Annotated in this window: 17 protein-coding genes and 1 riboswitch; of the genes, 3 read left to right on the top strand and 14 right to left on the bottom strand. The window is 51.9% G+C overall.

Annotated elements, in window-relative coordinates; translation table 11 throughout:
* Positions 1 to 213 precede the first annotated feature (213 nt).
* Positions 214 to 1,473, top strand: coding sequence for a VanW family protein (locus SELR_RS06130; RefSeq protein WP_014424343.1), 1,260 nt, complete (start codon positions 214 to 216; stop codon positions 1,471 to 1,473).
* A 110-nt stretch (positions 1,474 to 1,583) separates the two neighbouring features.
* Here the strand turns inward: SELR_RS06130 and SELR_RS06125 are convergent, their stop codons facing one another.
* The 10 genes from SELR_RS06125 to surE all read right to left on the bottom strand — a co-directional run bounded on the left by SELR_RS06125 (position 1,584) and on the right by surE (position 13,537).
* On the bottom strand, positions 1,584 to 3,002 hold the full coding sequence (locus SELR_RS06125) for a GntP family permease (protein WP_041914618.1): 1,419 nt from the start codon (positions 3,000 to 3,002) through the stop codon (positions 1,584 to 1,586).
* A gap of 333 nt (positions 3,003 to 3,335) precedes the next feature.
* A riboswitch (cobalamin riboswitch) is annotated at positions 3,336 to 3,515 on the bottom strand.
* 70 nt (positions 3,516 to 3,585) lie between these two features.
* Entirely contained in the window at positions 3,586 to 3,894 is a 309-nt protein-coding gene (locus SELR_RS06120; protein ID WP_014424341.1) for a hypothetical protein, read from the bottom strand.
* 109 nt (positions 3,895 to 4,003) lie between these two features.
* Positions 4,004 to 5,617: an MBL fold metallo-hydrolase gene (locus SELR_RS06115; protein ID WP_014424340.1), complete on the bottom strand. Its 1,614-nt coding sequence runs from the start codon at positions 5,615 to 5,617 to the stop codon at positions 4,004 to 4,006.
* Positions 5,618 to 5,683: 66 nt separating this feature from the next.
* Positions 5,684 to 6,598, bottom strand: coding sequence for a UDP-N-acetylmuramate dehydrogenase (murB, locus tag SELR_RS06110; protein WP_014424339.1), 915 nt, complete (start codon positions 6,596 to 6,598; stop codon positions 5,684 to 5,686).
* Positions 6,599 to 6,625: 27 nt separating this feature from the next.
* Positions 6,626 to 7,117 (bottom strand): tRNA (uridine(34)/cytosine(34)/5-carboxymethylaminomethyluridine(34)-2'-O)-methyltransferase TrmL, encoded by a 492-nt coding sequence (gene trmL / locus SELR_RS06105; RefSeq protein ID WP_014424338.1) that lies wholly within the window; start codon positions 7,115 to 7,117, stop codon positions 6,626 to 6,628.
* Positions 7,118 to 7,206: 89 nt separating this feature from the next.
* A complete protein-coding gene (locus tag SELR_RS06100) occupies positions 7,207 to 7,491 on the bottom strand; it encodes a hypothetical protein (protein ID WP_014424337.1) in 285 nt (94 codons plus the stop codon).
* Between the two features lie 78 nt (positions 7,492 to 7,569).
* Positions 7,570 to 10,137, bottom strand: coding sequence for a DNA translocase FtsK (locus SELR_RS06095; protein WP_014424336.1), 2,568 nt, complete (start codon positions 10,135 to 10,137; stop codon positions 7,570 to 7,572).
* An 18-nt stretch (positions 10,138 to 10,155) separates the two neighbouring features.
* Positions 10,156 to 11,436 (bottom strand): amidohydrolase, encoded by a 1,281-nt coding sequence (locus tag SELR_RS06090; protein WP_014424335.1) that lies wholly within the window; start codon positions 11,434 to 11,436, stop codon positions 10,156 to 10,158.
* Positions 11,437 to 11,451: 15 nt separating this feature from the next.
* Entirely contained in the window at positions 11,452 to 12,693 is a 1,242-nt protein-coding gene (locus tag SELR_RS06085; RefSeq protein WP_014424334.1) for an adenosylhomocysteinase, read from the bottom strand.
* An 88-nt stretch (positions 12,694 to 12,781) separates the two neighbouring features.
* The gene (gene surE / locus SELR_RS06080) at positions 12,782 to 13,537 is read right to left on the bottom strand and encodes a 5'/3'-nucleotidase SurE (protein WP_014424333.1); all 756 of its coding nucleotides are present in this window, start codon (positions 13,535 to 13,537) and stop codon (positions 12,782 to 12,784) included.
* A 150-nt stretch (positions 13,538 to 13,687) separates the two neighbouring features.
* On the opposite strand from surE, the gene SELR_RS06075 reads away from it, so the two are divergent.
* Positions 13,688 to 14,239: a phosphoribosyltransferase family protein gene (locus SELR_RS06075; protein WP_014424332.1), complete on the top strand. Its 552-nt coding sequence runs from the start codon at positions 13,688 to 13,690 to the stop codon at positions 14,237 to 14,239.
* 79 nt (positions 14,240 to 14,318) lie between these two features.
* Here SELR_RS06075 and mnmM read toward each other — a convergent pair whose 3' ends face one another.
* The gene (gene mnmM / locus SELR_RS06070) at positions 14,319 to 14,879 is read right to left on the bottom strand and encodes a tRNA 5-(aminomethyl)-2-thiouridylate-methyltransferase MnmM (RefSeq protein WP_014424331.1); all 561 of its coding nucleotides are present in this window, start codon (positions 14,877 to 14,879) and stop codon (positions 14,319 to 14,321) included.
* A 189-nt stretch (positions 14,880 to 15,068) separates the two neighbouring features.
* Here mnmM and SELR_RS06065 point away from each other — a divergent pair, with 189 nt between their 5' ends.
* Positions 15,069 to 16,697, top strand: a complete 1,629-nt coding sequence (locus SELR_RS06065) for a dicarboxylate/amino acid:cation symporter (RefSeq protein ID WP_014424330.1) — start codon at positions 15,069 to 15,071, stop codon at positions 16,695 to 16,697.
* 50 nt (positions 16,698 to 16,747) lie between these two features.
* Here the strand turns inward: SELR_RS06065 and SELR_RS06060 are convergent, their stop codons facing one another.
* The 3 genes from SELR_RS06060 to SELR_RS06050 form a co-directional block, all read right to left on the bottom strand.
* Positions 16,748 to 17,218, bottom strand: a complete 471-nt coding sequence (locus tag SELR_RS06060) for a hypothetical protein (RefSeq protein ID WP_014424329.1) — start codon at positions 17,216 to 17,218, stop codon at positions 16,748 to 16,750.
* Positions 17,219 to 17,231: 13 nt separating this feature from the next.
* Positions 17,232 to 19,190: an alkyl/aryl-sulfatase gene (locus tag SELR_RS06055; RefSeq protein ID WP_014424328.1), complete on the bottom strand. Its 1,959-nt coding sequence runs from the start codon at positions 19,188 to 19,190 to the stop codon at positions 17,232 to 17,234.
* 63 nt (positions 19,191 to 19,253) lie between these two features.
* The gene (locus tag SELR_RS06050) at positions 19,254 to 19,730 is read right to left on the bottom strand and encodes a hypothetical protein (RefSeq protein WP_014424327.1); all 477 of its coding nucleotides are present in this window, start codon (positions 19,728 to 19,730) and stop codon (positions 19,254 to 19,256) included.
* Between the last annotated feature and the right edge of the window lie 147 nt (positions 19,731 to 19,877).

The raw sequence follows: 19,877 nt of genomic DNA, 5'->3' as shown, positions 1-19,877 counted from the left end.
TAATCATAAAATACGTAACAAGTCTGTTAGCACTCACTAGCCTTGAGTGCTAAGCACAGTTTTTATAGTACCTTTTTTTGGTCAAAATGTCAAGTTGTAATGACAAAAAAGTCAAAAAAACAAAGTTATCTAATCCTCCCCATTGCGCCCATAGACTAAAAAAAGTATAATATTGTTAAATTAAGAAATTTCTTTAAGGGGTGTTTCTTTTTCATGAATATAGCGAATATATCCAATCAATCCTTGGGCAAGATTGTAGCATTGGCTACTCTGGGCACTGTTCTTTCTATCTTCGCCATCGGCTGCATTTCCGTTACCGTCTCCAATAAGGACAAGATCGTCATGGGCGTACAGTCTGACGGTCATACGATTGCTGGCCTGACCAAGGCCGAGGCGCGTAAGTACTTTGCCAAGCTCGCCGACAGCAAGCTGCAGCGCAAAGCGGCTGTCCTCAGCTATAAGGAGCGGATCTTTCAGATCGATCCATCCGATATCAACCTTCATGGCAACGTGGACGAAGCCACTGAGGCAGCCTATAACATAGGGCGCGACGGAACCCCGATGGAAAACATGCTCAATCAGATGCGCTATGCCATCTTCGGCAAAACCGTTACCATGGATGCCAGTTTCGATGAGAATCTGCTGAATGACAAATTATCAGAAATCAAAAAAGCCATCGACACCCAGCCCGTGAACGGTACTGTTACCCTGCAAGCTGATGGCAGCATCCACAAAACACATGCCATCACGGGACTCAACCTGGATATCACGCCGCTTGCCGCAGAACTTGCGCCGGATTTCAAGACCTTTAACCTGACGGTGCAAAAAGAGCTGACACCCGCTGAACAGCCTCCTTTTGTGCAGGATACGGATCTGGCCGCTATGGATGGCATCCTGGGCTCCTACACCACCCGGTTCTATCCCGGCGACCGCGGGGACAATATCGGGCTGGCAGCCAGCCACCTGCAGGGCGCACTGATCCGCAGCGGCTCCACCCTGTCCTTCAATTCCATTGTCGGTCCCCGTACCCGCGATGCCGGTTATAAGAATGCCGGAGTTATCGTCTACGGTGAACACGCCATTGATGTGGGCGGCGGTGTCTGTCAGGTAAGTTCTACGCTTTACAATGCCGTTTTGCTGGCAGGCCTTACACCAGTGGAACGGACAGGTCATTTTGCCTCATCGAGCTATGTTCCCGCCGGCCGGGATGCGACCGTGGCCGACGGCCTGATCGACTTTGTCTTCCGCAACCCCCTGCCCCATCCTGTTTACCTGACCGTTGCCAACAGTGGCAGCGCCCTGACCGTTTACGTCTTGGGAACGAAAGCCGATCTGGCGGGCAAGAGCATTGCACTGGTCACCGAGGGCAGTACCATGCGGCCTTCACTTTATCGCTTATGGATGCAGAATGGTGAAGTGGTCGAACGGGAATTCCTTCATACGGATGCCTATGAGCCATTAAAAAATACTTGATTCTTTTACTCCATGCAAGCTAAAAAGTCCGGCATAACTGTTTCCTGCGCTGAGACGCTTCGCGTCAAACGCTCCAGAAACAGTTATGCCGGACTTTAATTTTTAACCAATCAACAGATGCCCGTCAGCATATAGAACAGGATGCACAGGAACGGCACTAAGAACTTCATGCCCATAATCATGGCAATATCGAAATAGGACTCCTTATGGGACAAACCACAGATGGCCAACAAGGTTACCAAAGCACCACAGTGTGGCACAGGGTCAATACCGACAGAAGCCACTGCCACGATACGATGGAGAACTTCCAGCGGGATTCCGGCGGCAATCGCCATCGCAGCCCACTGATCACCTAACGCCGACAAAGCAATGGTCAGACCACCAGAGGCCGAGCCGGTGATGCCACACATGATGTTCGTGGTGATAACCGCAGACAAAAGCGGGCCAAAGGATGCCGCAATGCCTACCAGCCATTCCGTCACCGGTGCAAAGCCCGGCATTGCCGTGATAACGCAGCCGAATGCATAACCGGAAGCAACATTAAGTGCTGCCGAACCGGAGGACAAGGCTGCATAGTTAACCGTGGGCAGGAAGCCATCCGTCACCTTCAGGCGATGACGGCCAATATAGGCAGCTGCCATACTGCTCAGAATCAAGGCCACGCTGATGGACCAGATAGCCGAAACCTTACCTACATGAGAAGCCAGCAAGGTTAATTTCAAAGGCACAAAGGCTGCCAGGCTTTCCTCATTCCAATGGAAGCCCCATTCCCAGCCAAAAGGATTGGAAAGGATCACGTTGATCACAATGACCATAAGCAGCGGTACCATAGCCCAGTACCAGGGAATATTGATTTTCGGATGACGTTTCTTCTGGCCATCACTGCCATGATCGCCATAGCCCTCGCCCTGTGCCTGCAAAAGTTTTGCCCGGCGGCCAATCCAGCCCCAGCCGATCAGCAGGAACAGCAGAGAGGCAAACAGGCCGATCCCTGGTGCAGCCCAAGTACTTGTCTGAAAATAAGAGGACGGAATAATATTCTGAATTTGCGGAGTTCCAGGAAGGGATACCATAGCGAAAGAGAAAATACCAACCCACAAAGCCGCCGGCAGCAGCCGTTTCGGAATATCCGCTTTTTTGAATACCACCGCGCCAAAGGGATACATGACAAAAGCCACGACAAATACAGACAAACCGCCATAAGTCAAGGCACCACAGCCCATCAGCACGGCGAGTATGGCGCGTTTTTCCCCTAACACATCCACAATCTTACCGGCAATAGCCGAGGCCAGCCCACCTTTTTCCATCAATTTAGCGAACACTGCACCGAAGAGAAAGACTGGATAATACGTCTTGACATACTCCGCCAATCTCGTCATGTAAAGTTCACTATACACCGGCAGGATATCAAACATACTGGCCAGTGCCGCCAATCCCGCGAAAAATGGCGCAATCAAGATGATTGACCAGCCACGGTAGGCAAAATACATAAGTCCTAAAAGTGCTAATCCGATACAAAGTGCTTCCATGGTGTCCAAAGACTCCCCTCAAATTAATATCCACTATCCCCGATAGTCTTTTGGGAACACTGTCCCTATGTAAATGGAAAAAAATAAGCCCCGATATAGCTATCGGAGCTGCTGCGACGAACACAGCCAATCCATAGAACTGAATGAAATGTATGAGCATTTCTCCCTGTTAGTCCACTAACAGGAAAAACTTTTCGACAAAAATAGGCAAAATAATAGCTCCTCCCGCGTAGGGAAGAGCTTATTTACGCTACTCGAAAATACCCACACTAACTCAGGCTCCAAGAACTTTTCAGTACCGATAAATCTCCATCCCCATCACTCGCAGGTCAAACGGCGATTGTTAATCAGGCAGTTCTCCTGGCTCCAGATCATCATTTATCTGCGCCTTCCCAAAGAAAAATCTCCAGTGACGTAACTATGCAGATAAACTCCCTGTTACAGTGGCGGGACCGCGTCGGCTTATACCGACTTCCCTATTAAGTCTATGACACCTGACCCAACCTATATTCTATTGGTTCGTTTACAAGACAAATATTAGCATAAATTTTTTTTATTGTCAATACAATAAAATAATTTATCCTTAAACAGCCTTGAATTCTTCTTCCGCATAGCCAAAGCGGGTTGTCAGCCGATAGATCATCCGGCTATCCTTATCACTGCGTATGGTGATATGGTCAATATCCCGCAACATGCTTTTGATATCCATTACCGCTGCCATACCACTGATATATTCTGTTGCCCGTTCCATGGTCATCTTATGACGTTCCGGCACCAATGCACCTGTATGATAAATATCCATGCACACCCGTTCGTCACGATCTACCGTATGGCGGCAGAGCTCCGGCTCCCAGGCATTACTGATTTTCTTGACGCGTTCAATAAACTCCATTAAATTCTATATCCTCCGAAAAAACGATATTTCATTCTCTAACTCATTTAATATATCAATTATACGGTCAAGCGTCAAGACAGTTATCCGGTATACATCTATATACATTTTATATATTGAACGGAGCAAAAAGCTTCTTGAGATAATTGAACCCTTTGGTGATGGCCTTCAATAGCGGCTCCATGGTCTTGGGCTGACGGACAGCCAGTTGCAGGACCTTATGCCGCAGGCTACGATATTCGGCATCGAAGATAGCCAGTTGTTCTTCCATCTCCACTTCCACAGAAACCTCGGGAATATTGGAAGGCTGCAACTCACAGGCCCGACCATGAATAACGACAGCGTCCCCACGGAACGGGATATAGGCTTCCCCCTGATATTCCTTCTGAATGCGGCTCTTCATGAACTCCTGCCCCTGCGCCTCACCATGGACGATGAAAATCTTGGCCGGTTTGGGATTTTGGAAATTCGTGATCCAATCCATAAGCTGGTCCGTATCGGCATGGGCAGAAAAACCGTTCATAACCTGAATCTGAGCTTTGACCGCCACTTCCTCACCCATGACACGCACGCGCTTGATGCCTTCCACCAGCCGCCGCCCCAAACTGCCTTCAGCCTGATAGCCCACAAAGAGGATGGTGGATTCCGGCCGCCAAAGATTGTGTTTCAGATGGTGCAGGATACGTCCGGCATCGGCCATACCCGAAGCCGAGATGATGATGGCCGAACCCTCGGAACTGTTCAAGGCCCGTGATTCCTCGGGACTCTTGCAGATCCTGAGCTGCGGAAATTCCGTCAGCTTCTCGCTGTTGCCAAACATCTTGATGGCTTCTTCACTGAACTCCTGATAATTCTTCATAAAGATACGGGTGGCATTGATGGCCAGCGGGCTGTCCAGAATGATGGGAATATCCCCGTCCAGGCGTCCCTGTTTCCACAGATTATAGAAATAATACAACAGCGTCTGCGTACGCCCCACGGCAAAAGAGGGAATGATCACATTACCGCCCCTATCCATGGTGTCATTGACGATTTCCAGAAGCTTTGTCTCTTTATCATAGGTCTTATGCTTGCGATCGCCATAGGTGGATTCCACCACGAGGAAATCCGCTCCGGTAATCACGGTGGGATCTTTGATGATAGGCTGCTTGGGCTGCCCCAAGTCGCCGGAGAAGACCAGTTTTGTGATCTTTTCCCCTTCCGTCACCTGCAGATCCACAATAGCGGAACCGATAATATGGCCGGCATCAAAGAATCTGACCTTGACATTATCTCCCAAAGTGAATTCCTGCTCATAAGGCATGGGCACAAAATGCTTCAGCGCATCCATCGCATCGTCAATGGAATAGATCGGCTCCACGGGCTCCTCGCCCCGCCGTTGGTTCTTGCGATTGAAGGATTCCGCATCCGACTGCTGGATAAAAGCTGAATCCGGCAGCATGATCTGTGCCAGATCGCAGGTAGCCTGGGTGGCATATACTGTGCCCTTGAAACCATCTTTCACGAGTTTCGGAATCAGACCACAATGATCCACATGGGCATGCGTCAGGATGACGGCATCTATCCCTGCAGGATTAAAAGGAAAGCTTTCATAATTCAGCTCCCGGATCCGCCGTGCTCCTTGGAACATGCCACAATCAATAAGGAATTGCTTTTCCTGCGTCTCCAAAAGATAGCAGGAACCTGTCACGGTATGGGCTGCGCCCAAAAATTCCAACCGCATAAAAATCCACTCCTTTCGGATTTATATAGGTATAATTCCGTAAAGGAGTGGAAAATTCCTGCTTATTTATTTTTCGCCAATCATGCGCACTTCGGGCTGCAGCTCCACACCGTGGGCTTCCTTAACCCGTTTCTGCACTTCATGAATGAGGTTCACCACATCGGCTGCAGTTGCGCCGCCTTTGTTGACCACAAAGCCGGCATGCTTGGTGGAAACCTGGGCACCGCCTACGGACAAGCCTTTAAGGCCTGTCTGGTCAATCAGCGTACCGGCAAAATAGCCTTCCGGACGCTTGAATGTGCTGCCGGCACTGGGCATTTCCAAAGGCTGCTTGCTTTCCCGGCGGTTGGTGTAGTCAGCGATACCGGCCCGGATTTCCTCTTCGCTGCCGGGGGTAAGTTCCAACTCCACTTCCACAATAGCTTCGCCATTACTCTGGAAAATGCTATGACGATAGCCCAGCTCCAGTTCATCCAACGCATAGGTCTTGATTTCCCCCTCGCGGGTAACAGCACGGACGCCCTTGACCACACTCTTGGTCTCGCCGCCATAGGCGCCGGCATTCATAAAGACGGCGCCGCCCATGCTGCCCGGGATGCCGCAGGCAAATTCCATACCGGCTAGGCTATGCTTGGCAGCAGCCTCAGCCACATCCTTCAGCAGTGCACCAGCCCCCACAGTCATCTTCGTGCCTTCCACCTTGATGGTATTGATCGTATCGGCAAAGTTCACCACTACCCCACGGATTCCCTTATCTCGCACGAGCATATTGGAACCATTGCCCACGAAGGTCAATGGCAGCTCATATTCCTTGACCAGCTGGAGAATCTTCTGCGTTTCACCCAAATTGGCCGGTTTCAGCAGGCAGTCTGCAGGGCCGCCAATCTTGAAGGTAGTATGTTCACTCATGGGAGCATCCAACATGATCTGCTCCGGTTGGAGAAATTCACGGCATGCCGCCAGGAAATTTTCATTAATCATTGTTGCTTTCTCTTCCTTTTTACCTCTTTATTTCTTCCACATACGCAGTCCCGGGCCGACTTCCTCAAGCTGCCCGAAATCCAGCTGCCGCAGGGCTTCATAAGCCACCACCGCCACGGCATTGGACAGATTCAGGGAACGGGCATCCTCAATCATGGGAATGCGCACACAGGAATCCCAATGCTCATTGAGGATTTCTTCGGGAATCCCCGCCGACTCCTTGCCAAATACCAGCATATCTTCAGAAGTATATTGTACCTCTGTATGGGCATGGGGAGCCTTCGTGGAACAATAGTAAAAATTATGGTTCGGGTATTTTTCCAGCACCTCATCAAAGTTCTTGTGATAATGAACCTTGACCAAATGCCAGTAATCCAGCCCCGCCCGCTTCAAATGCTTGTCATCCGTCGAAAAGCCCAAGGGCTTGACCAGATGGAGTTCAATGCCGGTAGCGGCACAAAGCCGAGCAATATTACCCGTGTTGCCGGGAATCTCCGGCTCTATCAATACAATATGCAATCTCGTACACCTCGAATTTTTTTCAACGAACCTATTATAGCGAATTATGGCGAAAAGGGCAATAAAGCTCTGAAAAAACCTGCCTGCACTTATTGCTGCATCTGTTTCCGTGCGTAGATATCCGTTGCGAAGTCAATCATTTCTGCCCAACTACCAAATCTTGTAGTCCTGGCAACGTGTTTGTCCATCTGCTCTTCGGGAAGGGCCTCGAACTCCTGCTGGGATGTGATATGGAATCTGCCACCCTGCAGGAATTTCTCGAAAGTACGATAGTTCGTATACTTGCGCATGAACGATTTGTCGAATAAGTCCTCAAAATCTACCGACTGCGGCAATGCGCCCGGCAGCTGATAGTAACCTGTTAGTTTTACCAATGCAATTACCTCAATTTCACAAACAAAAGCAGGCAGTTTGACTTATCAAATTTGACCTGTCAAACCGCCCACATATCATCATGTATTTGCCAGCACGTCCAATGCTTCTTCTGTTGTCATCAATATCTCCCGAGGCTTGCTGCCCAGGTTGGGGCCCACGATGTTGAGCTCTTCCATGGTGTCAATCAGCCTTGCGGCCCGGGTATAGCCGATATGGAAGCGGCGCTGGATGCTGGAGGCCGAGGCCTGTCCGGTGCTCATGACGAGATTGACCGCATCATTCAGCAAGGCATCGGTTTTCGGTGCACTGCGGGCACCGCCTTTGCCGCTTTCTTCTTCATTGGCTGCTTCCATTTCCCGCTGGGTGAAGGCTTCGATTTCCTCATTGGGTTCCATTTCCTGTCCTTGGGCGCGGATGAAATCCAGCAGCTTTTCCACTTCCCCATCGCTGATAAAAGCACCCTGCACACGGCGGGGCTTGGAGGCACCGATGGGGAAAAAGAGCATATCGCCGCGGCCCAGCAGCTTTTCAGCACCGCTGCGGTCGAGGATTGTACGGGAGTCAATCTGACTGGACACCGCAAAGGAAATTCTTGACGGCACATTGGCCTTGATAATGCCTGTGATAACGTCTACAGACGGTCTCTGGGTTGCCAGCACCATATGGATGCCGGCAGCACGGGCCTTCTGAGCCAGGCGGCAGATGGCATCTTCCACGTCATGGGGGGCTACCATCATGAGGTCGGCCAACTCGTCGATGATGATGACGATGGCCGGCATCTTATCATCGGGGAAACTGTCATTATAGCCCTGCATATTGCGGACACCCTTTTCCGCAAACTTGCTGTAGCGCTTCTCCATTTCCTGTACCGACCAGTTGAGTACCGATGCTGCTTTCTTCGCGTCTGTCACCACCGGCACCATCAGATGGGGAATGCCGTTGTAATTGGACAGCTCCACCATCTTGGGATCCACCAGGATAAACTTCACTTCATCCGGCTTGGCCTTGAAGAGAATGCTGGTAATCAGGGTATTGATGCAGACGGACTTACCTGAACCTGTGGCACCGGCCACCAGCAGATGGGGCATCTTGCCCAGATCGGCAAAGATGCCCTGACCGCCGATATCCATGCCCAGACCGACGGTAAGCTTGGATTTTGCCTTGTCGAACTTGGTGTTTTCCAATACCTCCCGCAGCTGCACGCCTTCCAGTTCCTTATTGGGCACCTCGATGCCGATGGCGCTCTTGCCGGGAATCTGTTCGATGCGCACAGAGGCCGCTGCCAGACGCAGGGCAATATCGTCTGCCAGATTGGTGATCTTGCTGACTTTCACCCCAGGGGCCGGCTCCAGCTCATAGCGGGTAACCGCTGGCCCGTGGCAGGCATTGAGGATATTGGCCTTGACCTTGAAGTCAGCCAAAGTCTGCTGCAGGGTTATCGCGTTATCGGCAATCTCCCGCTCCAGTTCCGTATTCTTGGCCTTGACATGTTTGCTCAGGATTTCCGTGACCTTGGGCAGTTCATAGGGCTTGACAGGCTTAGGCACTTCCTCCACAGCCTTTTCCGAGCCGTCCAGGATTGCCGCCGCCGGCCTGATGGGGGCGATTTCCCCATAGCTGGGCATGGCAGTACGCTTGGCTGCATCCTTCATCGGTTTGGCCGAAGGCGCCACAGGTTTAGGCTGGGCCACATGGATAGCTGGTTGAATGTCAATCTGACGTGTCAGATTTGACCGGTCATTTGACATGTCAAGGGGCACAAAATCCTCAGCCAGCCCCATTTCTTCCTCTTCAGCCTCATTTTCCGGCTCATCGTCACTGCGGCCATATTCGATGGTAAACTTAGGCAGATCTTCCGCAGCAGGTTCTTCTGCCAAGGTATCAGCCGCCACAACTGCTTCCGGCTTTTCTTTCGCCGTGCTATCCAGTGGCGCCTGGGCAAAATGGTCATCGTCCTCCTGATTGTAAAAGGAGGATTTGACCTTCTCCACCACTTTTTCTTCCATCCGTTCACTGACATCGGCCACCTTCTCATAGGCTACGGCCATAGCCTTGCCTGTGGCGGCGGCACTTTTGGCCGCTGTGCGCTGGGTACGCAGGACGCCATTGGCCAAGGACCAGGTGGTGCTCAGCAGGATGGAGCCGATCACGCCGGCCCCCAGCAGGATTATGGAGCCATCCACGCCAAAGAACTTGCGCAGGATCAGCAGCAGTCCGCCTGCCAGCAGCCCACCGCCTTTGGGCAGGCTTTCCGGCAGGATTTCTGCTCCGGGATCTATGACACAGTGATGCCAGATAGCCAGCACCGACAGAAACAGCAGTCCCAAGCCGAAAAATCTGGGGCTGTACACCAATCCATGATGCTTGACAATATACTGATAGCCAATCAATAGAATCAGCAAGGAAATAACGATTGCCCCAACGCCAAACATATAATGCAGGCATTTGGCAAAGTACACCCCGACAAAGCCGACATTCAGGCCGCAAAGACCACAAATGGAGATAAGGCTTACCGCCACTAAGAAAAGGCCCCATAGTTCATACTTGCGTTCGGGATTGGCGGCAGGTTTGGCCGCTGCCTTCTTCCTGCCGGAGGCCTTTCTGCGCCGCGGAGCAGTCTTGCGCTCCGCTACTTTCTTACTCAAGGGATCACCTCAACCATATTACTTTGTGAGACGCTCAGCACAGCGCTGGGCCTCGAAGAAGATACGCTCTTCATCCAGCGTTTTGAGCTCGCGGTTTTCCATGACAATCTGACCATCGCAGATAAGGGTATCCACGGAGCTAGAATTTGCGGCATAGACCAGCAGGGAAACGAGATTATTCCGTGGGAACCAGGCGGCGCTGTTCATATCCCAAAGGGCGATATCGGCCTTTGCCCCGGCTTCCAGACGGCCCAGATTATCGATACCTACAGCCTTGGCACCGTATTCCGTGCCCATCTTCAAGGCCTCAAATGCAGGAACAGCCAGCGGATCGTACTCGTTGACTTTATGCAGCATAGCCGCCAGATTTACCTCTTCCAGCATATCCAGATTGTTGTTGGAGGAGGCGCCGTCCGTACCCAAAGCCGTGACTACGCCTTCTTTGAGCAGACGGGTTACCGGCGCAAAACCGCTGGCCAGTTTCATATTGCTGCCTGGGTTATGTGCAACCGCAATCTTATGTTTCTTGATGATTTCAATATCGTTGTCATCCAGATGCACGCAGTGCGCAGCCAGTACATGGTCATTGTCAAAGATGCCCGTTTCTTCTACCCAGGCAAACGGACGCTTGCCATACTGCTTGAGGGAGTCCTCTACCTCGATTCTCGTCTCATGCATATGGATATGGATGCCTGCGCCCAAATCCTGTGCCGCTTTGGATACCTTTTTCAGAAAATCCGGTGGGCAGGTATAGGGAGCATGAGGGCCAAACATTACAGAGATACGGCCATTATTGGCACCATGGAAATCCTTGTAAAGTTCCACATTTTCCTGCAGCTTCTTTTCTCCGTCCGGTGCCACACCGATGATGCCACGGCAGAGCACGCCGCGGATACCGGCGTCCATGGTGGCTTCCGCTACCCGGTTCATATAAGGCCCATACATATCGGCAAAGGTGGTGGTACCGGAACGCACCATTTCCACCATGGCCAGCATGGCGCCCCAATAGATATCCTCTTCATCCATCTTGGCTTCTGCAGGCCAGATCATATTATTGAGCCAGTCCATCAAGGCCATATCATCTGCATAGCTGCGCAGGAGCGTCATGGATGCATGGGTATGGGCGTTGACAAAGCCCGGCACAGCCAGATGATTCTTGCCATCGATGATCTTGCCCGGACGGAAATCCTCCGGCACTTCACCGATAGCGGCAATCTTATTGCCATCCAGCATGATATTAGTCAGTGGCGTCGTGCCATCCGGCAGCACCACATATACGTCTTTGATTAAAGTCTTCAAGATTCTTCCTCCTAATTATTCCAGATTGAGATAAGCCCGCTGTTCCGGCGTGAGCGTGTCGATGGCCATTCCCAAGGATTTCAATTTCAGCTCGGCCAGTTTCACATTGACCTCATTGGGCATCAGGTGAACTTCCTTCGCCAGTTCCTGGCCATGTTCCAAGAGGTGCATCATGGAGAAGAACTGCACACCGAAGGACAGGTCCATGATTTCAGCCGGGTGGCCGTCGCCAGCAGCCAGATTTACGAGACGGCCTTCGGCCAGCAAGTAGATTTTGCGGCCATCGGGCTGCAGGAATTCTTCGATATTATTGCGCACCTTGCGGCGGGACTTGGACAGGCTTTCCAGTTCCGGAATGTTGATTTCGCAGTCAAAATGACCGGAGTTGGCCAGCATAGCGCCATCCTTCATGGACTCGAAATGACGCTTGACGATAACGTCCTTATCGCCAGTCAGCGTCAGGAAGATATCACCAATCTTTGCCGCTTCGTCCATGGGCATCACGCGGAAACCGTCAAAGACTGCTTCAATGGCCTTAATCGGATCTACTTCCGTAATCACGACGTTGGCACCGAGCCCGCGGGCACGCATAGCACCGCCCTTGCCGCACCAGCCATAGCCAGCGATAACCACGGTCTTGCCCGCAATCACGAGATTCGTGGTCCGCATGATGCCGTCCCAAGTGGACTGGCCCGTGCCATAGCGATTGTCGAACAGGAACTTCATATAGGCATCATTGGCCGCAATCATCGGGAACTCCAGCTTGCCCTCCTGGGCCAAGCCGCGCAGGCGATGGACACCCGTGGTGGTCTCCTCAGAACCGCCGACGATTTTCGGCAGCAGATCGCGATGGGTGGTATGCAGGGCATGCACAAGATCGCCGCCATCATCGATGATGAAATCCGGTTCAATCTTCAGGGCTTCATCGATGAAATTGAAGTATTCTTCCTCCGTGCAGTCATGCCAGGCAAAGACATTGACACCATCTTCCACGAGGGCTGCCGCCACATCGTCCTGGGTGGACAGCGGGTTGCTGCCCGTGATGGCCACTTCTGCCCCGGCATGCATGAACACCTCTGCCATATAGGCCGTCTTGGCCTCCAGGTGCAGGGTAATCACCATCTTTTTTCCGGCAAAAGGCTTGGTCTTGGAGAATTCCTCGTCCACTGCCCGCATAACCGGCATAAAGTTCTTTACCCACTCGATTTTGTCATGACCGGACGGAGCCAGCTTGATATCGCGAATCATTGATTTCATGGTAATATCCTCCCTGCTACTGTATATATTGTATATAAGCGAAAAATTTCAAACTTTATTGTAACATGAAAACGCTGCCGCCGTCATCTTATTTTTCCAGCCGCTTGTCCAACTCCATATAATCCGTCAAATCAGCCACCAAGGGCGTGATGGAGATATAGCCCTGTTCCGTGGCATAGATATCCGTGGCGTCTCCCTTGTCCCGGTCATAGACTTCCCCCGCCATGGTATAGAAAACCTTGCCGTCCCGTTCTTCTTTCGTAAAGGCATTGAGATAATCCCGCTTGCCCTGCCGGCCAAAGACATACTGAGGCACATCATCCTTCAGGAACAAGGGAAAGTTCAAATTGAACAGGAAGCATTTGCCATTCTCCGGCATCAGTTTTAGAAAATCCTGGGCAAAGATATTTGCCGCCTCCTGATAGCTCAGCTGGCTGTCCACATCCAGCGACAGGGCAAAGGCGGGAATGTCGTGGAAATATCCTTCCATGGCGGCGCCCACCGTACCGGAATAAAGGATATCCGTAGCGAGATTTGCCCCGTGGTTGATACCGGAAATCACCAGATCCACCGGCTTATCCGCCGTCATAAAGGCTTCAATATAGAGTTTGGCACTATCTGCCGGCGTGCCGCCGATGGCCCAGGCCTCAATGCCGTATTTATCTTCCAGAGCATTGTCCCGTGCCACTTCAATGGGCTTGCCAATGGTCAGGGCATTGCTCATACCGCTCTGCTGCTGCATGGGCGCAGCCACGATCACTTCATGTTCCTTATACAGGGCCTGCACCAAAGCTTCGATGCCTGCCGCTTTCACACCATCATCATTCGATAATAAAATACGCAAAAAATCAACCTCCTCCGTTCTGCACTATACCTATTTTACACAATTTCGCACTTTCCGTACAATAATATTTGCATGGCGGGACAAAAGAGCGTATAATATCTCAGTAAGCATTGCCCTTACACGAAATTCTCAAGCGAGGGGTATTTTAATATGGCAAATAGATTTTACGACCTGACGGTAGCCGGCTGCAAGCGTTCGCTGCCCATTTTGAATGTCACGGACAAACTGGCCATTGCTGGTTTCATCATGCTGGGTGATCCGAATCTGACGTTGGCCTGCGCCAAAGAATTGGCCAAGAAGATTCCGGCCGATACGGATGTGATTCTCACCGCAGAAACCAAGGGCATTCCCTTGGCTGCCGACCTGGCCCGGGAGATGGGCATGGAACGCTATGTGGTAGCCCGCAAATCCGTCAAGGCTTATATGGAAAATGCTGTCTGGGTGGAAGATATCTCCATCACCACCAAAGGCGTGCAGAAGCTCTGCCTCGATGGCGTAGACGTTGACCGCCTCAAAGGCAAGAATGTCCTGCTGCTGGATGATGTCATCAGCACCGGCGGTTCCATGAAAGCTCTCACAGAGCTCACCGAAGAAGCCGGTGGCAAGGTAATCGGTCAGGCCTGCGTGCTGGCTGAAGGCGATGCCGCCAAGCGCACGGATATCATCTTCCTGGAGGCCCTGCCTCTCTTCGATGCCGAATAACACAGATTACGTAAAAAATCCGAAAGCTCCAACAAGGATGCCTTTCGGATTTTTTCTTATCTTCCGTTTCAGACTCTGTTCAACGAACTTTTTCCACCACATAAGCATATGGCGCTGTCCGCATGTGATTCAGCAGGCGATAACAGCCTGCCGTATAATTCTTTCGCGGCAGATGCTGCAGAAATTCCTCCAGCATCTCTGCCTCCTGCGCTCCGGCCTCATGGCCCGGATAAGCCACAATCACGCACACGCCGTTAAGACTCAGTTTCTCCAATACCTGCTGCACCGCCAGCAAAGTGCTCTCCTTCCTGGTAGTCAACGCATGTTCCTGCCCCGGCAGATAACCCAGATTGAAAATGGCCAGATCAATATTCTCCGCCACCACCGCCCCAATCTCTGCGTGGCTGCGCAGCACATATTCGATGCGGCCGGCATATTCTGCCGTCCGCTGCCGGGTATTGTCAAGGGCTGCTTCCTGAATATCAAAGGCGTAGATTTTGGCCAAGTCAGAAGTATGCTCCGCCAAAAACAAAGTGTCATGCCCATTGCCTGCCGTGGCGTCCACCACCACACGAGCTTGCTCCAAAGCAGGCATAATTGCTGCCTTCACTAAATTCAATACATTGCTGACTGTCTGCAAATCTATCACCTTTTCTTCATTACGGTTTCTTTTCCATTATAACACAGCCCTTGGCTGAGACATCAAAGTATTTTGCTGCTAAGTTATCATCATGTCGGAAAATTGCCAAAAATCACTTGAATCTAAGGCGCCAAATCGCTATTATGGTATATAGGGATTATTCCATAATAAAAATAAGGAGGGGAAACAATGTTTGAACGATGGCGTACTTTTGAGCTGACAGGCGAAACATTCCGAGAGACCATCGCAGCCATTGGCGAATCGCTGCTAAAGCTGGGGGTATCCACCAAAGAAGCAGCGACAGCCAGGCAGCTTTTGGAGCACATCTACTCCCTGCAGCTTTCCCTGCGCCCCGAAGTCCATGTCAAGGTCTCTTTGCAAAAGCACTTCGGCGATATTTCCGTGCGCATGGAAACCATCGGTAAGGCCTACAATCCATTGCAGGTTTTGACGGAATGGAACGAAGAAGATCCGGACTATCAGCGGACAATCGTATTGAAGTCCAAAAAAGAAATGCTTTCCTATACCCACAGCAATGGAAAGAACATCGTCACCATCAAAGTCCATGAAGCGGGCAACAAGCAGATTCGCTATACCCTGTTCGCCATGGTCATGGGCATTCTGGCCGGGGCCCTTATCCAGGAAATGCTCTCGCCGGATTTCATCGCCATGCTGAACAAGAACATCATCGGCAGCATCCGCACCATGTTCCTCAATTCCCTGAATATGATGATTGCCCCGGTGGTGTTCTTCTCCATCATCTCCGGCATAACCAGCATCTCCAACGCTTCGGATATCGGCCGCATCGGCGGCAAGCTGGTGGGCACTTACATGTGTACCACCATAATTGCCACAACCCTCAGCATCATCATCGGCCTGTTTATCTTCCACGGCGCCGTGCCACAGATGGGGACTGTCAGTGGCGGCGGCGAAAGGATGAGCATTTCCCTGTTGGATATGATTGTGAACGTGGTGCCGGAAAATCTCGTGGCCCCCATTGTGAATCGGGATATGCTGCAGATCATTTTCGTCTCTGTGCTCTTCGGCATAACCATCAATATGTTGGGGGAAAAAGCCCAACTGCTGAAAAACTTCATTGAAACCATGAATACCTTCTGCCTGCGTGTCATCACCCTGCTGGCCCAGTTCATCCCGTTGATTGCCTTTCTGTCCATGATGGCCTTGATGTTCACCGTGGGCACTGACTCCTTGCTGCTCCTGGGCCGGGTGCTGGTAGGACAGTTTATCGGTGCCATCGCCATGCTGGGCATCTATGCCACGGTCATGGTGCTGATGGGAAAAATCTCTCCGCTGCCTTTCCTGAAGAAAATCGGCAGCTTCGTGCCGGTGGCCATTTCCATGGGCAGCAGCACCGCCGCCATGCCCTTCACCATGCGCTTCTGCACGGAAAAAATGGGGGTTTCGCCGAAGCTGTCCTCCTTCTCCATCCCCTTGGGGGCTACGGTCAATATGGACGGCGGCTGCTTCTATTTTTCCATTCAGGCAATTTTGCTGGCGAAAATGTACGGCCTCGAAATGACGCCGGCCTTTATCGGGGCCCTCTTCGTCACCGTTGTGGCCCTGTCCATCGGGGCTCCGGGGGTGCCGGGCGGTTCCTTTGTCTGCCTGACCTCCATCATCGTTTCCTTCGGCCTGCCCGTAGAAGCCTCGGCCATCGTGCTGGGTATTGACCCGCTGACCTCCATGTTCCGCACTACCATCAACACCATCGGTGACATCGCCGTGACCACGGCCCTGTCGAAAAACGAGAACATGCTGGACGAAGCGGCCTATATGCATACAGAACAGGCAGCATAACCAGCCGCAAAAAATGTCCCACGGGAGCAATTCCCTGTGGGACATTTTTTCTATACCAGTAGCAGCAGAGCCAACGGCAGGACCAACAACAAGAGATAATGCTTGCGCTCGCCCTTTGGTATGGCCTCCTGCAACACCATCTGCACCAGAGCCACGTTGGACATGACCAGGAAGAACATTCCCTTGCTTTCAAAGAACAGCCCCATAGCCTCCCGATGGCTCAGACCATAAGGCAGCCGTGCCCAGTCCACCAGTCCTGCAATCAGCAGGATGGATAACGTCAGCCCCAAAAAGCCCGGCAGGATGATACGCTTGAAAAACACAGTATCGCCGATGCTTTGCTGACGATGGCGGAACAAAATCGGCAGGGAACAGGATAGGGTGGCAATCAATAGCAGTACAGCGATAACCGGTGGCAGCCGCCAGAGATTACGCAGGAATATGGCGAGGTTAAGCACAAACATAACCTTGCCGACAATAAAGAGCTTCGTCGGATTGTAATACTCCAAAAAATCAGACATAGCGTACCCCCACTCATGGCTCCACAATATTGAAATCCCCGGGCTTGCCGCCCACAAAGCGGTTCAACGAATTCATCAACAGCTCCATAGGGGCAGCATCTCCCGTAATCTCCGCTGCCTGGCGGAATTTGTCCGCCATTCCTGCCATCAGCAGCAACAGGGCCTTGGCAGGACACTTCACCACAGTATCCACCGGCCGTGCTTCTTTGGCGTAGAGCAGCACGCCGTAACGCAGATAGGCAGTATACGTTTCCTTGATATCGGTAAGCTCGAAGCGGATGGCAGCATTCTCCTCTGCCGTGGCCTGCCTATCCAGCAAAATCCCCATATAATCAAAGGCCATTTCCGGGGTGAGGTTTGCCATCATATCGCCACCAAAACCGGGGCGATTGGGCACCTTCAACATCAAATTGCCATGGCGCAGTTCCACGGCTCCCGTCAGATAGCAGTTGCGCCAGGGGCCAGATTCCGCCTGATACCCCAGCTGTTCGAAGGCATCGGCACAGAGCCGACGGGCCTCGGTATTCCCGGGGTCGGCAAAGACCAGCTTATTGGTCAGCTCCGCCACCCATTGGTATTCCCCAGCCACAAAATCCTGCCGGGCCTTCTTCAAAACAGCCTCCACGCTGCCCAGGCCCAGGTACTCGGCCCACTTTTTCGCGCTCTCCTCCGGCGGTAGCTTGTGCAGATGAATGGGATTAGCATCATACCAGCCCATGAATTTCTGATAGACCGCCTTGGCATCATGGGACACCGTGCCATAATACTGACGGGTATACCAGTTTTTCGCCAGCATAGGCGTCAGTTCAATGGTATGGGCGATTTCGTCAGCAGTGTACCCCAGATTCAACAGGGCCAATGTCTCATCGTTGATGAATTTATAGACTGCCGCCGTATCCAGCAAGTAATCGCGAATCAAATCCTTCCCCCAGTGCGGCCAATTGTGGGACTGGAAAGTCACCTCAGTCTTATCGCCATAAAGAGCCGCCGCCTCCATGATGTACTTGGCCCAGGCATTGCCATCCCGTACCTGAGCCCCCCTCAGAGTATAGAGATTATGCAGGGTGCAGGTACAGTTCTCCGCCAGCCACAGGGCTTTTTTCTGGGGGAAATAGGTATTCATCTCCGCGGGCGCTTCTGTCCCCGGCGTCATCTGGAATTCCATCTCCACCCCATCGATGACCATTGATTCCCCCGTCTCCTTGATTTCCCAGGTAGGCAGGATAAAGGAAGAAGTGCCCCGCCGGGCCTGGCCCATGCCAATGCCAATGCCCAGACCGCCCCGGGGCCCTTTTTCCAGGAAAACGCCATACTGATAGCTGGCCCGCCGCCCCATGGCGCTGCCTGCATAAAGATTCTCTTCCATAGCAGACTTGGTAAACCCCTGGGGCACGATGACAGGGATCTTGCCGCTGGCAATCTGTTCCTCAATCGGCAGCGAGCGATCCGCCGCTTCCTCATCGGTCAGGAAGGCCTTGACACCACCGAAATGGTCGATATGTGGATGAGAAATAATGACAGCTTTGACAGGCCGCTTGCCCAAATGCTTCTCGACCAGCTCCATGGCTGCCTTTGCCGTCTCCACCGCCATGGAGGTATCGAAGACAATCCAGCCTGTATCTCCGGCAATCAATGTCACATTAGCCATATCAAAGCCCCGCACCTGGTAAATGCCTTTGGTGACCTCAAAGAGCCCCGCAATGTGATTGTTCTTCGTATTTTCCCAGAGGCTCGGATTCGCTGTGTCAGGTGCTTTCTTCATCTCGTCCAAAAAGGCATAAGCAGCCTGACTCCACACCACCTCTCCGGCTGCATTCCGTATTTCCAAAGCCTCTGGTGCCGCCATCAATCCCCGCCGCGCGAACTCCCCTTCGCGTTTGTCGTGAAAATCCAGCTGCTGATAAACCGCCGCATTCTTTTTCGCCGTCCAGGCTGTCGCATCCTTTTTCTCAACCGTTAGTTTTTCCTTCAAGATAAGCCCTCCTTTTCGACATTACCAATATAGATTCATTCCATCAACACGGCACACACACCATCAATCGCGGGCATTTCGCCCCCCAAAATCCACGGTCATCTCCGTAGCCATCTTGGGCATAGGTGTTTCCTCCACACTGTAATCCTTAGGCTCCGAATCGTACTCCCGGGCCCGGTCATTATCCGCCGAAATCTTTTCATCCTCCCGCTCCTCTTCCCGCTTGCGGCGATGCTCTTCCAAAGCTGCGGCACTCTTGGCCATGGCGTAAAGGTCTTTGTTAAACTCCATCAACTCCTTCTCATCTGCGGGGGATACCTTCCGCCCATGCATAATGCGGCTGGCCGTCTGCATCACTCGGGACATCTGATCATTGGCCTTCTTCATGGCATCCTGATTCTGCCGGGCACTGGCCGCTTCATGGAGCAGAAAATTATGGGTAGAAATCCAGTTGGCTGCCTGACATAAGCATCCAGCTCCCTCCGGGGAAGATTCGGCAATATCCGCATAAAGACACCTCCTTGAACAAACATACTCCATTACATCTTGTATATCGAATAAAAAAGCAGAAACTTAATCGGTTATTTGACATGTCAAAAGTCAAATGTCAAAAGTCAACGCCCCGCCACAATCCCCGCATACAAAGCAAAGCCGACACTAAATAAATGCGTCCGCCATCAACCATTC

It is taken from the genome of Selenomonas ruminantium subsp. lactilytica TAM6421, assembly GCF_000284095.1.
Classification (GTDB): domain Bacteria; phylum Bacillota; class Negativicutes; order Selenomonadales; family Selenomonadaceae; genus Selenomonas_A; species Selenomonas_A lactilytica.
Note: the sequence above shows the minus strand (reverse complement) of the source record. Positions and strands in the feature narration are given on the sequence as shown.

Excerpts from the sequence above, each read along its gene's own strand:
- SELR_RS06130 (WP_014424343.1), top strand. The coding sequence starts at position 214 with ATGAATATAGCGAATATATCCAATCAATCCTTGGGCAAGATTGTAGCA.
- SELR_RS06060 (WP_014424329.1), bottom strand. The coding sequence starts at position 17,218 with ATGTCTGATTTTTTGGAGTATTACAATCCGACGAAGCTCTTTATTGTC.
- SELR_RS06075 (WP_014424332.1), top strand. The coding sequence starts at position 13,688 with ATGGCAAATAGATTTTACGACCTGACGGTAGCCGGCTGCAAGCGTTCG.
- SELR_RS06065 (WP_014424330.1), top strand. The coding sequence starts at position 15,069 with ATGTTTGAACGATGGCGTACTTTTGAGCTGACAGGCGAAACATTCCGA.
- SELR_RS06115 (WP_014424340.1), bottom strand. The coding sequence starts at position 5,617 with ATGCGGTTGGAATTTTTGGGCGCAGCCCATACCGTGACAGGTTCCTGC.
- SELR_RS06125 (WP_041914618.1), bottom strand. The coding sequence starts at position 3,002 with ATGGAAGCACTTTGTATCGGATTAGCACTTTTAGGACTTATGTATTTT.
- murB (WP_014424339.1), bottom strand. The coding sequence starts at position 6,598 with ATGATTAATGAAAATTTCCTGGCGGCATGCCGTGAATTTCTCCAACCG.
- SELR_RS06120 (WP_014424341.1), bottom strand. The coding sequence starts at position 3,894 with ATGGAGTTTATTGAACGCGTCAAGAAAATCAGTAATGCCTGGGAGCCG.
- SELR_RS06085 (WP_014424334.1), bottom strand. The coding sequence starts at position 12,693 with ATGAAATCAATGATTCGCGATATCAAGCTGGCTCCGTCCGGTCATGAC.
- SELR_RS06050 (WP_014424327.1), bottom strand. The coding sequence starts at position 19,730 with ATGGAGTATGTTTGTTCAAGGAGGTGTCTTTATGCGGATATTGCCGAA.